Annotated in this window: 12 protein-coding genes; 7 read left to right on the top strand and 5 right to left on the bottom strand. The window is 61.1% G+C overall.

Going from position 1 to position 13,711, the window contains the following annotated elements:
- Positions 1-156: 156 nt before the first annotated feature.
- Together argS and NBH12_RS00850 are read left to right on the top strand one after the other, a co-directional pair.
- Positions 157-2,019 (top strand): arginine--tRNA ligase, encoded by a 1,863-nt coding sequence (argS, locus tag NBH12_RS00855; RefSeq protein ID WP_025222190.1) that lies wholly within the window; start codon positions 157-159, stop codon positions 2,017-2,019.
- A gap of 2 nt (positions 2,020-2,021) precedes the next feature.
- A complete protein-coding gene (locus tag NBH12_RS00850; RefSeq protein WP_060618330.1) occupies positions 2,022-3,644 on the top strand; it encodes a diaminopimelate decarboxylase family protein in 1,623 nt (540 codons plus the stop codon).
- Positions 3,645-3,739: 95 nt separating this feature from the next.
- Here NBH12_RS00850 and NBH12_RS00845 read toward each other — a convergent pair whose 3' ends face one another.
- Both NBH12_RS00845 and NBH12_RS00840 read right to left on the bottom strand, forming a co-directional pair.
- Positions 3,740-4,243, bottom strand: coding sequence for a PTS sugar transporter subunit IIA (locus NBH12_RS00845; protein WP_060618331.1), 504 nt, complete (start codon positions 4,241-4,243; stop codon positions 3,740-3,742).
- Positions 4,240-4,761, bottom strand: a complete 522-nt coding sequence (locus NBH12_RS00840; protein WP_042994342.1) for a glucose PTS transporter subunit EIIB — start codon at positions 4,759-4,761, stop codon at positions 4,240-4,242. The genes NBH12_RS00845 and NBH12_RS00840 overlap by 4 nt, the downstream gene beginning before the upstream one ends.
- A 166-nt stretch (positions 4,762-4,927) precedes the next feature.
- Here NBH12_RS00840 and NBH12_RS00835 point away from each other — a divergent pair, with 166 nt between their 5' ends.
- From NBH12_RS00835 to NBH12_RS00825, 3 genes are all read left to right on the top strand, one after another.
- Positions 4,928-6,244 (top strand): homoserine dehydrogenase, encoded by a 1,317-nt coding sequence (locus tag NBH12_RS00835; protein ID WP_025222186.1) that lies wholly within the window; start codon positions 4,928-4,930, stop codon positions 6,242-6,244.
- 94 nt (positions 6,245-6,338) lie between these two features.
- Positions 6,339-7,451, top strand: a complete 1,113-nt coding sequence (locus tag NBH12_RS00830; RefSeq protein WP_003829750.1) for a homoserine kinase — start codon at positions 6,339-6,341, stop codon at positions 7,449-7,451.
- 137 nt (positions 7,452-7,588) lie between these two features.
- The gene (locus NBH12_RS00825; RefSeq protein ID WP_003829751.1) at positions 7,589-9,040 is read left to right on the top strand and encodes a Maf family nucleotide pyrophosphatase; all 1,452 of its coding nucleotides are present in this window, start codon (positions 7,589-7,591) and stop codon (positions 9,038-9,040) included.
- 62 nt (positions 9,041-9,102) lie between these two features.
- Here the strand turns inward: NBH12_RS00825 and NBH12_RS00820 are convergent, their stop codons facing one another.
- Positions 9,103-9,612, bottom strand: coding sequence for a GNAT family N-acetyltransferase (locus NBH12_RS00820; protein WP_003829754.1), 510 nt, complete (start codon positions 9,610-9,612; stop codon positions 9,103-9,105).
- A complete protein-coding gene (locus NBH12_RS00815; RefSeq protein WP_003829756.1) occupies positions 9,603-9,872 on the bottom strand; it encodes a type II toxin-antitoxin system TacA family antitoxin in 270 nt (89 codons plus the stop codon). Before NBH12_RS00815 ends, NBH12_RS00820 begins: the two co-directional genes overlap by 10 nt.
- 331 nt (positions 9,873-10,203) lie before the next feature.
- On the opposite strand from NBH12_RS00815, the gene NBH12_RS00810 reads away from it, so the two are divergent.
- Both NBH12_RS00810 and NBH12_RS00805 read left to right on the top strand, forming a co-directional pair.
- Entirely contained in the window at positions 10,204-11,064 is an 861-nt protein-coding gene (locus NBH12_RS00810) for an ABC transporter ATP-binding protein (RefSeq protein ID WP_052789333.1), read from the top strand.
- The gene (locus NBH12_RS00805) at positions 11,061-12,509 is read left to right on the top strand and encodes an FtsX-like permease family protein (RefSeq protein ID WP_014484329.1); all 1,449 of its coding nucleotides are present in this window, start codon (positions 11,061-11,063) and stop codon (positions 12,507-12,509) included. Before NBH12_RS00810 ends, NBH12_RS00805 begins: the two co-directional genes overlap by 4 nt.
- Here the strand turns inward: NBH12_RS00805 and NBH12_RS00800 are convergent.
- The gene (locus NBH12_RS00800; protein WP_025332477.1) at positions 12,491-13,519 is read right to left on the bottom strand and encodes a LacI family DNA-binding transcriptional regulator; all 1,029 of its coding nucleotides are present in this window, start codon (positions 13,517-13,519) and stop codon (positions 12,491-12,493) included. The genes NBH12_RS00805 and NBH12_RS00800 overlap by 19 nt on opposite strands.
- Positions 13,520-13,711 lie beyond the last annotated feature (192 nt).

Genomic DNA, 13,711 nt, shown 5'->3' with positions numbered 1-13,711 from the left:
GCTAGCGGGAGCTGGCGAGTGGAGCGAGACCGAGGGTGGTCATTTGCCGTGGTGGTAAGACCCCCTAGTCGGCCAAGGCCGACAGCCCCCGCCAGCGGGGGCGGTCTATAGGCATACCGGACCGCAAGTGTCGCCGTTCTCGGTATCCTTAGAAGAATGAGCCCTGAAGCCTTAAGTGAACTGATTTCCAACATTGCCCATAACCTCGTCGCAGCCGGTCAAGCCGGAGAACTGACCGACGAGCTGATCCCGCCCATCGACAAGCTCGCCGTCATGCGCCCGAAGGACCGCGCGCACGGCGATTGGGCCTCCAATATCGCCATGCAGCTGGCCAAGAAGGCCGGCATGAAGCCGCGCGATCTGGCCGAGCCGTTCGCCGCCGCACTGGCCGAAGCCGACGGCATCGCCAAGGTCGAGGTTGCCGGCCCCGGCTTCATCAACATCACCCTTGATTCCGCCTCGGCCGCCGCAGTGGTGGACACTGTGCTTGCCGCGGCCCCTGCGGTCGATGGCGACAAGCACCTGAACAAGGTCAACGAGTACGGCCGCAACGCCCATCTGGGCGGCCAGACCCTGAACCTCGAGTTCGTTTCCGCCAACCCCACTGGTCCGATTCACATCGGTGGCACCCGTTGGGCCGCGGTGGGCGACGCCATGGCCCGTGTGCTGGAGGCCAACGGTGCCAAGGTGGTGCGCGAATACTACTTCAACGACCACGGCGAGCAGATCAACCGCTTCGCCAAGTCACTGGTCGCCGCCTGGGCCGAGGCCAACAAGCTTGGCGGCGCCGGTTACCAGACCGAAACCCCGTGCGACGGCTACAAGGGCGCCTATATCAACGAGATCGCCGCCCGCGTCGAAGCCGAAGCCAAGGCCGACGGCGTGAACCTGACCGCGTTGGCCCACCAGGATCAGGGCCTGAACGATGACGGTGAACCGCTCGGCGAGGACGACACCGAAGTGCGCGAGGAATTCCGCAAGCGCGCAGTGCCGATGATGTTCGACGAGATTCAGAAGTCCATGAAGGACTTCCGCGTGAACTTCGACGTCTGGTTCCACGAGAACAGCCTCTACGTCGACAAGAAGGTCGAAGCCGCCATCGAAGAGCTTAAATCTCACGGCGATATCTACGACAAGGACGGCGCCACTTGGTTCGAATCCACCAAGCATGGTGACGACAAGGACCGCGTGATCATCAAGTCCAACGGCGAGTTCGCCTACTTCGCCGCCGACATCGCCTACTACTGGGACAAGCGCCACCGCGCCGAAAACCCGGCCGACGTGGCCATCTATATGCTCGGCGCCGACCACCACGGCTATATCGGCCGCATGATGGCCATGTGCGCGGCCTTCGGCGACGAACCCGGCAAGAACATGCAGATTCTCATCGGCCAGCTGGTCAACGTGATGAAGGACGGCAAGCCCGTACGCATGTCCAAGCGCGCCGGCAACGTCGTGACCATCGACGACCTGGTCTCCGTGGTCGGCGTGGACGCCGCCCGCTACTCGCTGGCCCGATCCGACTACAACCAGAACTTCGACATCGACTTGGCTCTGCTCGCCTCGCACACCAACGACAACCCGGTGTACTACGTGCAGTACGCGCACGCCCGCTCCAAGAACGTGGACCGCAACGCGGCAGCCGCCGGCCTCAGCTACGAGGGCGCCGACCTGTCCCTGCTGGACACCGAGGCCGATGGCGAAGTGCTCGCCGCCCTCGCCCAGTTCCCGAGCGTGCTCGCCACCGCGGCCGACGACCGCCAGCCGCACAAGGTGGCCCGCTACCTCGAAGAGCTGGCCGCCACCTACCACAAGTGGTACAACGTGGAGCGCGTGGTGCCGATGGCCCTGACCGATCCGGAAACCCGTGGTGACGACGAGGCCCGCAAGGCCCTGGAAATCGCCAAGAACCCGGAGCCGGCCCGCGCCGCCGCCCGCCTGAAGCTCAACGACGCCGTCCAGCAGGTCATCGCCAACGGTCTTGACCTCCTCGGCGTTACCGCCCCCGAAAAGATGTGATTATGCCTATTTCTCCAATTTGGCCGGCCGCCACGGCCGTGAATGCCAATGGTGCCATTGCATTTCATGGCCGCACCGCCGAATCCCTGTTGGACGAGTTTGGCTCGCCGCTTTACCTCATCGATACCGATGAGGTATCGGCCCGTGCCAAGCACTTCGTACGCGCTGCAGCCGAGGCATTCAACACTTCCACCACGCACGTGAGCTTTGCCGGCAAGGCGTTCCTGTCCAAGGAAATCGTGCGACTGGTCGCCGAGGCTGGCATGTTTGTGGACACCTGCACGATGGGGGAGATGCGAATCGCCCTCGCTGCCGGTGTGCCCGGCCGCCGCCTAGTGCTGCATGGCAACAACAAGTCCGATGATGAAATCGCGCTGGCCATCGAACAGGGCTTCGCCAAAATCGTGGTCGATGAGCCTAATGAGCCGGAGCGCATCGCCGCCATCGCCCGTAAACTCGGCAAGCGTGCCCGCGTGATGCTGCGTGTCACTGTCGGCGTGCATGCCGGTGGTCACGAATACATCTCCACCGCTCACGAGGATCAGAAGTTCGGCGTCCCGCTGCTGGCGGCCGGAGCCGACGCCGCAGTGCTCGACGTGCTGAACAACCTGACGGACGTGACACCTGCCGCGACCAACGCGCGTATTGCGGAGTCGGACGTTAATGCCGGCAATGACCACCCTCAGTCGACTACGCCGATAGCTCCCGCCAGCGGGAGCGGCAAACCGGCACGCGAACTGCGTTATGACGTCAAGTATCCGTACGACCTGAGCCATGAGGAAGTCTCCGATACGGATAAGGTACTTGCCGCCGCTATGGAAGCCATCGCAGACGGTCCGTCCATTGCCGTGCTCAAGACCATCCTGGCCAATCAGGATGTGCTGGAACTGGTCGGTGCTCACTCGCATATCGGCTCCAACATCCACGACGCGGATGCCTTCATCCACGCCGCCAAGCGCATGATGCTGCTGCGCAAGACCCTGTGGGCCACCGACGCCTACACCCTGCCCGAAATCGATCTCGGTGGTGGTTACTCCGTGGCCTACACCGACGGCGAAGATTCCATGGACATCGATGTGGAGCTCACTCGTCTGGCCGGCTCGGTCAGCGACACAAACCGTGCTCTGGGCATGCCCGCCCCGGCCATCAGCTTCGAGCCCGGCCGTTACATCGTGGCTCCAGCCGGCGTGACCCTGTATCGTGTAGGCACCATCAAGCATGTGCACCTGAGCGATGCCAAAGACAGTGCCGGCAACCCGATTGACGAGCGTGTGTATGTGTCTGTGGATGGCGGCATGTCCGACAATATCCGTCCGGCACTGTACGGAGCCGATTACACCGCACGTTTGGCCAACCGAACCGGCTCTACTGAGACGATGCTTGCCCGCGTGTGCGGCATGCATTGCGAATCCGGCGATATCGTGGTCCATGAGGTGCGTTTGCCCGCAGATTTGAAGCGCGGCGACATTCTTGCCGTGCCGGTCACCGGAGCATATGGCCGTACTATGGCCAGCAACTATAACCAGGCGTTGATTCCAGCTGTGGTCGCCGTGTCTGAGCAGGGCGCGCATGTTATGTTGCGCCGCCAGACCATCGATGACCTGCTGGACTTGGATCAAGGCTGACGACAAAGCGGCATAGCTGTTCGATGCCGTTCAATAACGCATACGAGAGGGCCTCCCGCCGCGAGACGGGAGGCCCTCTATGTGGAACCAGTTGCTTACTTGGTGGTCACGGTACCGACCGGAGAGCCGTTGGTGACGGCTCCGGCAGCTGTGATGGCCAGCGCATCCACCAACGCCGGGTTGGTGAACACAACAATCACATCCGTGGCCTTGCCTGCAGCGCGAACCGCGTTCCAATCCACCTCGACGATCGGGTCGCCTGCGGTGATCTGCCGGCCTTCGGTGACCTTCATGGTGAACGGGTCGCCATTGAGCTGCACGGTGTCGATGCCGATATGCACCAGCACTTCCAGACCTGCGTCGGTGGTGATACCGACGGCGTGCTTGGCCTGGGCGACTGTGGACACCTTGCCGGACACCGGTGCGACGATCGTGTCTGACTTCGGTATCACCGCGAAGCCATCGCCGAGGAGCTTCTCGGCAAAGGTCTCATCGGGCACCTGGTCAATCGGTTCGATCGTGCCATCGACCGGGGCAAGCACGGTGGCTGTGGAAGCTGTGCCTGCGGGTTTAGGGGCGGCAGCGGGTGCTGCCGTCACGCTTTTGGGGCCGTGTCGCCTCCAACGGTCACACCTTTGGCGATGTCGTTCATCGCATCAGCCACGAATTGCACATCCGTACCGACGATCACCTGTAGGTTGGTCTTGTCGAGCACCTTGACGGCCGGAACACCGGTCTTCTTGATGGCATCCTGATCGACGAGCGAGGTGTCGTTCACCACCAAGCGCAGGCGGGTCGTGCAGTTTTCGATGGACTTGACGTTGGAAGCACCGCCCAGCGCCGCGTAGATGCGGGAGGCCATGGTGATGTACTTGTCTTCGCCGGCGGCCGGAGCCTCGTCCACAGCAGCGACTTCCTCGGCCTCGCGGCCCGGGGTCATCAGGTTGAACTTGCGGATTGCAAAGTCAAACACGAAGTAGTAGATGACTGCGAACACCAGGCCTTGCACGATGAGCATGTAAGGTTTTGTTGCCAGCGGCCAGCCTAGAACGAAGTCGACCAAACCGGCCGAGAAGTTGAAGCCGGACATCCAGTCCATTGCTGCGGCGATGGCCACCGACAGACCAGTGAGCCTGGCGATTGGAAAGATTCAATCGATATTGGCCGCATGCGCTTCGATGAAGATTTTCCGCCACGGCGTGTCGGATTCCTTACGTAGGATAGTAAGCGGACATCCGCCGCGGCCTTTGGCGGATGATGTGGCATCAATAGGAAGGAACCTTGTGGCACAGCTGAATGAAAGCCCTATTCGCGTTGGACTTTTGGGAGCGGGCACCGTCGGATCTCAGACTGCCCGACTGATCGTGGAACAGAAGAGCGAGCTGTCAGCCCGAATCGGACGACCGATTGAACTGACCGGCGTCGCCTGCCTTGATCCGAAGGAAACCGAAGCGTTCCCGTGGATTGATCAGTCCATCGTCACCACCGACACAATGAGCGTGGCCACCAACTCGGACATCGTCATCGAGCTTATCGGCGGCACCACCGTGGCTCGCAAGTTTGTGCTTGCCGCCATCGAATCCGGCGCTTCCGTGGTCACTGCCAACAAGGCGCTGCTGGCCAAGTATGGCCCGGAAATCTATGCGGCCGCCGAGACCAAGGGCGTTGATATTTACTTTGAGGCTGCTGTGGGCGGTGCGATTCCGTTCCTGCGCCCGCTGCGCGAGTCCCTGGTCGGCGACAAGGTGACCAGCATGCTCGGCATCGTCAACGGCACCACCAACTACATTCTTGACGAGATGACCACCAAGGGTCTTCAGTTCGATGATGTTCTGAAGGATGCTCAGGCCAAGGGATACGCCGAAGCCGATCCGACCGGCGACATCGAGGGCTACGACGCTGCCAACAAGGCCGCCATCATGGCCACCCTCGGCTTCCACACCTCCGTGACCATCGACGATGTGTCCGTTGAAGGCATCACCAAGATCACTGCTGATGACATCGCCGCCGCCACCGCCGAGCATAAGGTCATCAAGCTGCTTGCCGTGGTCGAGAATAGCGAAGCCGGCGTCTCTGCTCGTGTCTATCCGGCCCTGATTGACGAGAGCCACCCGTTGGCCTCCGTACACGGCTCCTTCAACGCCGTGTTCGTCAAGGCTGAGGCTGCTGACGATCTGATGTTCTACGGCCGCGGTGCCGGTGGCGCTCCGACCGCTTCCGCCGTTGTAGGCGACGTGGTGACCGAAGCCCGTCACATTGCCGCTGGCTGCACTGGCCCCTCCATTCCGCTGTACAAGAATCTGCCGAAGGCTCCGATTACCGCTTCCAAGGCCGCATTTGCCGTGCGCTTCCTGATTCACGACAAGCCGGGTGTGCTGGCTGCCATCGCCGCCGAGTTCGCCAAGAACGGCGTCTCCATCAACGGCGTGAACCAGGACTTGAAGCCCACTATGACCGATCCCGGTTATGACGGTGAGATCCAGCAGCTGCGCGTGGTGACTCACCTGACCGACGAAGAGACCCTGCGCAACACCGTCAAGGCTGTGCAGTCCCTCGACTTCGTGACCGGTGAGCCGTCCATCCTGCGCGTGCTGGACTGACACCGTCTAGGCTCCCTCTGATGAGGCGGTCGAACGGTGCAAGCTGAATACCCAAGCTCCCCTGACAAGGGGAGCTCCTTTTTAAGGAACAACCATGAATCCAATCTGCAATAGCGTTCACGTGCGCGTGCCCGCCACGTCCGCCAACCTCGGCTCCGGCTTCGATACCGTGGGTCTGGCGCTCGACTACCATGACGAGCTCACTTTCACGCTCAACGACGACCCGAACGACGGCATTGCCCGCGTGATCATCCACGGCGAGGGTGCCGACACCCTCCCACGTGACGAAACCCACCTCGTGGTCTCCACTTTCCGCCGTGCCTGTGCCACGTTCGGCCTCGGCCGACTCGGCTTCACGCTGGAAGCGACCAACAACATCCCTCAGGCTCGTGGCATGGGCTCTTCCGCCGAGGCCATTGTGGCCGGCATCGCCGCCGCCGCGGCCTTCGCCCAGACCGGTGACCTCAACCGTCCTGCCGTCTTCGATATGGCCGCCCAGATTGAAGGACACCCGGACAATGTGGCCCCGGCCGTGTTCGGTGGCCTGACCGTCTCCTGGGACTTCGAAACCGCGGAAGGCGTCGGCTCGGTCGCCGTTCCTGGTGGTGAACCGCTGCACGGCGGATTCCACGCCGTCAACTACCCGGTGGACCCGTCCATCACCGCCGCCGTGTTCGTGCCCGACTATGAGCTGTCCACTGAGAAGGCCCGTCAGGCGCTGCCTAGGGAACTGCCATACAAGGACGCCGTCTACAACGTGTCTCGCGTGGGTCTGCTGCCCGCTGCGATGAATCCCGTGGTGCTGGCCCAGGCCGCCCAGCAGGGCAAGTCCGGCGTCGCCGCTTCTCCGGCTCAGGATGCCGATGCGTGCGCTTGCGCTGGCGGAACCCGTGAATCGGCGTTCGCTGACGAGCTTGCGGCCGCTCAGGCCCAGTCCAACGCGCTGCTGTTCACCGCCACGCAGGACAAGTTGCATCAGCCGTATCGCGGTGCCCTGATGCCGCCGTCCGCCGAGCTCATTGCGCTCTTCCGCTCCAAGGGCTATGCCGCCGCAGTCTCCGGTGCCGGCCCCTGCGTGCTCGTGCTGCATTACGGCAACGCCCGCGAAGCCATCGATCAGATCGCATCGGAGCAGCTTGCTTCCGGCCATTGGCGTGTGCTTCACCTGCCCATCAACACCGCCGGCGTCGAAATCGAGCGTCGCTAAGTCGAGGAGAAGGCTCCCGCTGGCGGGAGCTGGCCGCCGCCGGCGGTCTGAGGGTGGTCCCCCCATACCGGCAGAGACCACCCTCAGTCTCACTTCGTTCGACAGCTCCCGCCAGCGGGAGCATAAGGACTTAAGTCATGTCCATTCCGCTAATTCTTGCTTCCAAGTCCAAGCCTCGCCGTGACGTGCTGTATTCGGCGGGTATCTGTCCCACAATTCGCGTCTCGCACGTGGATGAGCCTGCTGCGCTGGAAGCGGCCGCCCGTGAAGAAGGCGTCACCGTCGACGATCTGAGCATCAAGCAGCGCGTGATGATTCTGGCCACGGCCAAGGCCGAGGCCGTTCATCGTGCGTATCGTGATGTGGCCGATACTGCCGCCGCCGCGACCGGTGACCGCGTGATCGCCTACCCGCTCAAGGCCAAGGAAATCAAGGATTCGGAACGCGAAGCTGCCGTCGAAGATCTGTGCAAAGCCGCCGCTGGCAAGCCCATTGACTATTCCAAGGCGGAAATCGCCACCACGCGCGACTTCTCCGGCATCGATATGCCGACCGTTACCGAACCCATCGCCACCGCTATTGCCGGACAGTCGGGACTGACCGAGGCGACAGTCGGCCCGCTGATTCTTGGCTGCGACTCGATGTTCCTCCTGGACGGCGAATGCTACGGCAAGCCGCACAGCGAAGCCGTGGCCCGCGAACGACTGAAGCGTATGAGCGGCGCGACCGGCGAACTGTGGACCGGCCACTGCCTCATCGATTTTGCAACCGGACGTACTGTGCGCGGTGCAAGTCACGCCAAAGTGCATTTCGGTGAGTTCACCGACGATGACATCGAGCGGTACATCGCCACTGGCGAGCCGCTGGAAGTCGCCGGTTCGTTCACGCTCGAGGGCTTCGGTGGTGCGTTCATTGACAGCATCGAGGGCGATCCGCACGGTATCATCGGCCTCAGCTTGCCGCTGGCTCGGCATTTGGCTGGTGAATTAGGCGTCAAATGGACTGACCTGTGGAACGTAGACCGTGGTGAGCTGGCGCCGGAGAGCAAGGCTTCGGGCAACCAGCACGCCGGCATTCTGCCGCCGGTGGAGAACGTGCACCAGCCTGGCGACGGCTGGGTGGATTGCGCATGCGGTCGCAAGCATTGGGGCACCAACGGCGCGTCCGGCATTTTGCTGGCTCGCCGCGATGCTGCGAGCGGCAAGGTGACTCATGTGGTTATGCAGCATCGCGCCGCATGGAGCGCCGAGGGTGGCACATGGGGCATTCCTGGCGGTGCCACGGCGGATGGCGAGTCACCCATTGAGGGCGCGCTGCGCGAGAGCTATGAGGAGGCGAATATCACGCCCGAGGATATTGAGGTGGTTGGTTCCTACCGCGAAGATCATGGTCCGTGGGCATACACCACCGTGTTCGCCTTCGAAAAGTCCGGCTACACCGTTGAGCCCAAGGCCAACGACGACGAAAGTATGGAAGTCTGCTGGGTGCCGATTGCCGACGTGCCCAACCGCAAGCTCCTCACCGCCATGAAAACCGACTGGCCCCGTTTCGCCGCACGTCTGGATGAGCTGGCCGCCGCGCAAGGATGAGTGCGGTGCCTGAATGCGATTCTGATAATGACCGGCACTGAATAGTGGTTACCGATCGCACATCATCGGTGATTGCGGATATTGAGTGGGGTGAACATTCTGGATGATTTGGGGATGTGCCGAAAGTCATATCGTTCGTAAAATGCAACTGCTTGGTCGGTGGCAGGTTCTACAAGTAGCGCTCGCGCTCCAATGATGGCGGCGGCGTTCATGGAACGAAGTACCGCATCTCGGAGTAGTTGACTGCCGACATGCATGGTTTGAAATCTGATGTCTACGCCCATCATGCCTAGCAAGATTGCGGGGATGGGGTTCGGGCTATTGCGTTTCAGCCAGCCGGAAGCCCCCGAGTGTTCAATACTGTATGCGCTTAGTGTGTAGAATCCAGCCAGCATATCAGTGCCATTGATGTCCTTGGTGAAGGTGGCATAGACCACGGCAGTGCCTTGTCTACCCGCCGTGGCGGCATGTCTTGCCAGCCAATCATTGACCAGTGACAGACCGCAATCGAAACCGGAGATGTCGTCGTTTGCAGTCAGGCGTCGGGGCTTGGTGAAGTTGATCACGTCCATATCGGATCGCTTTCCAACAATTCAGTCAGACGTGGTCCCATGGGTTCGTCCAATGCGGCGGTGAAATCATTCCACGCTTGATTGTTCAGTCGAATGATGTGAGCTTCATGGATATCCCTGTCTGCGGCGGCGAGCAGATTCGACAATGCCCATTGCGACGCAGTCAGGCCTTTGGACTCGGCCGCTTGATCGATTCTGGATCGTTGTTCTTGAGTGAGCCTCATCTCAAAACGACTGTTCTTGTTGTTCTCAGTAGTCATACCCCTATTGTACGGCTTTTGTACGGACGAAATTGATATGTTTGGGATATCGATTGCGATGGCCACGTGAGCTCCTTTGCTTGGTATGTCCGATTTGCGAGCGTGCAGCACGCTGATTCCATGAACATACCGTTCGCGTGATTCGCATGTCCAGCCGAATCGACCTATGTGGCTCCAGCTTCCGAAGTTATCCACATTGCCATTGATAAAAGTATTGTCGCATCGACTGCGAATCTCTAATCCTTGCGGATGAGAGGTGGGTGGGGCGGTTGAAAAGGTTCATACCGCAGCCTGATGGTCAGGCTTCTGCTCGATCCGTACTCTCGGGAGTATGAATACAGCAACACAGCAATTTCAGCAGACTCAGACCGCACCGGAAGCAGTGCAACAACAGGACGCACGGCAGCAGTGGTCTCCGGTGATCGAGGCACATGACTTGGTCATGGACTACACCGCCAATATGGCCCGTGCGCAGGCCGGTCATGGCGTTACCAGTGTGATTCCGGCCGGAACAGGTGCTGCGGTTCCCGCTGCCAATGGTCAGCCCGGTTTCGCCATGCCAACCATGCACACACTTGCCCTGAACCACGTGAGCTTCGCATTGGGTGAGGGTGAGACGGTTGCTGTCATGGGCCCGTCTGGCTCCGGCAAGTCCACGCTGCTGCACGCGCTCGCCGGCATCATCAAGCCGACCGCTGGCACAGTGACCTTCCGTGGCTCGAATCTGGATGCCATGAGCGATGCCGGCCGCACCAAACTGCGCCGCAACGCCTTCGGCTTCGTCTTCCAATCCGGCCAGCTGCTGCCCGAACTGCCGGCGGTCGAAAATATCGCCCTGCCGATGATGCTTGACGGCATGCCCTACCGCACCGCCACCGACACGGCGATCCTGTGGCTGGAACGCATGGGATTGCGCGCGCTCGCCACGCACCGGCCGGGGGAGATGAGCGGCGGACAGATGCAGCGCATCGCCATCGCCCGTGCGCTCGCCGTCAAACCTGCCGTGGTCTTCGCCGACGAGCCGACCGGCGCGCTCGACCAAGCCACCGGCCGCGAGGTCATGGGCATTCTCATGGCCGCCGCGCGGGACAACGGTTCCGCCGTGGTCGTCGTCACCCACGACCCCAACGTCGCTTCGTTCTGCTCGCGCACCGTGACCATGCAGGACGGCCAGCTGGGAGGCGTACGATGAGCGCTTTCGCATTGTGGCGATTGTTCCATCGCCCCGGCTCGCGTGGCAGTGCGGGTCATACTTCGGTGTTGGCCATCATTGCTTTTGCCGCAGCCACCACTATCTTTCTCACCGTTTTGGGCGGCGTGCATGGGTTCATGTGGCGCGCCTCCGCCGACCACACCATTGGATGCGCAATCAATCTCGACGCTTGCAAACCCGGAACAGCGGAAATCTGGAAGCAGCGTATCGCCAATCCCCACAGCCTGGATCAATACGCCACGGCATACGTCGTGCTGGCGTTCTTTGCCTGCCTGCTGCTGATTGTGCCGTTCGTGGCGCTTGCCGGTTCCGCCGCGCGATTGGCTGCGTCCCGTCGTGACGCTCGGCTCGCATCCCTGCGCTTGGCAGGCGCGACCACGGGGCAAGTTATTCGCCTTACGGCGCTTGATGCGGCTGGGCAGGCCTTGGTGGGGGCGCTGATTGGCATCGCGGGGTACTGCGTGTTGATCCCCCTAATCATGTTGCTGCATTTCCAGAATCAGACGTTTACGTTCGAGCAACTGTGGGTGGGGCCGATTGCCTTGATCATTACGCTTGTTGGCGTGACCGTGTTGGCGCTGATCTCTTCGCTGGTCACGCTTCGGCGCGTGGCCATCACGCCACTCGGCGTCACTTCACGCGTTGCGACTACGCTGCCGTCCGGCTGGCGTGTGGTGGTGTTCGCCGTCATCATGGTGATTGCCGTTCTTCTGTTCAAGAATCCGATGGTGCTGGCTCAGGCCGGTGAAGTAGTGATGTACGGCGTGATCATCGGTTTCATGCTGCTGTGCTTCGCGCTGGTGAACCTCGTGGGCTCCTGGGTGGTCACCGCCCGCGCCAAAGCCAAGGCCAAACGGCCCAAGGACGCGGCCACGATGATTGCCATGCGCCGTATTCTCGACAATCCGAAGCGCGCGTGGCGCAATGTGTCCGGCATTGCACTGGCCGTGTTCATCGCCGGCATCACCTCGATCTGCGGATTCTTCGGATCGGCCGCCGTGGTCGGTGACGCCAACGACCCGTCCACCGTGTTCATTCGCGACATCGGCACCGGCGGCATCCTGACGCTAGTGTTCGCCGCTGTGCTTGCCGCGGTCAGCTCCGGTGTGATGCAGGCCGGCAGCGTGTACGATCAGGCCGGCGAATATCGCATGCTGGTGTTGGAGGGCACTGATGTCAAGACCTTGAACCGTGCGCGATTCATCGAGGTACTCACCCCGCTCAACATCGTGGTGATCGTGGCCGGCGGCTGTTCCATGCTGCTTATGGCCCCTCTGTTCGCCGCTTCGATGACCGAACCGGCCACGCTGGCCAGCTTCTTCGGCGGGCTTGTGCTGTGCTATGCGCTGGTTTCGGTGGGTGCGTTCGCGTCCAATCGGGTGGCCGCCAGCTTGAATCTGGCCGATTATCGGGCCGATGACTGAGGCGGTACGGTACTTTCCCGGGTGACGACACTGGTGGGGAGGATGACGTGCATATCACCCTGATTGCCCTTGCGGCTGTCGATGATCATCTGCACGGCGCGTTGGGCTATTTCGCTGAACGGCTGATGCACGCTGGTCAGGGAGGGCATGAGTTGGCCGGCGGGGAAAATGTCGTCGAACCCCATGACGGACAATTGCTTTGGCAACGCGATCTTATGCTCTCGTGCGGCACGATACGTGCTTACCGCAGATAAGTCGTTGCAGCAGAAAATCGCGGTGGGTCGGTCGGTGAGTTCCAGCAGCCGGCAGGCTGCTTCATAGCTTGTTTCGGCGGGGAAGTAGTCGCCCTGTTCGATATAGGACTCCGGCAGATCCACCCCGGCCTGTTGCAGAGCGGCGGTGAATCCGCTATAGCGCGCGATGCTGGTCTGTAGGTTCGCCGGCCCCCGGATAACGGCGATGCGTCGATGGCCGAGCGACAGCAGGTGTTTGCCGGCCTGGTATCCTGCGGTCCAGTTATCGATGGACACGCTCATCACATCCGAATCGACGGTATCGATTGGGTCGATGATGACCACGGGAATACTGCGCGATTTCAACAAAGACTTCGCTTGAGTGGTCAGACCGCCCATCTGCTGCATAATCACGCCTTGGGGATTTCTATCGATGATGCCGCGGAAACAGTCTTCCGTGGCATCGCCATGGTTGGTCTGGGTGACCGTGATGGCGAGGCCCGCCTGCTGCGCCCAGTATGAGGCGTATTTGATGAGTTCCATCGTGCCGTTGTGCTCAATGTATTCGACGACGAGCTCTATGGTGGGGGAGAGTTTGGTGTTGACCAGAGGCCTTGAGTAACCGTGATCTTTGAGGATTTGCTCGACTTGTCTCCGCGTCTCGTCGGAAATGCCTGGCCTGCCATTGATGACTTTGGAAACAGTGGATGCGGATACGCCGGCGATTTTTGCGAGCTCGCCGACCTTGAGCTTGTGGGTGGATGTATCGTTAGTCATCGGTGCTTCCCTCTTGAATATTCGCCGTTCAATTACTGAGACGATTTCGTCGATGTTCCCACCATTATGGCGCATTGTGCCGTAACAATTCCGTGTTTTCTTGCCCTTTGTCCGGCCTTGAATAAAAATTTTCGCAAATAGGCTTGCAAATTTCTTTATTCGGACGTATGATATAGCCGTTGGTTCACACCA

Origin of the sequence: Bifidobacterium sp. M3-N-101 (assembly GCF_023656805.1) — a bacterium.
GTDB classification, from domain to species: Bacteria; Actinomycetota; Actinomycetes; order Actinomycetales; family Bifidobacteriaceae; genus Bifidobacterium; species Bifidobacterium breve.
This window is presented reverse-complemented; position numbering and strand designations above follow the sequence as displayed.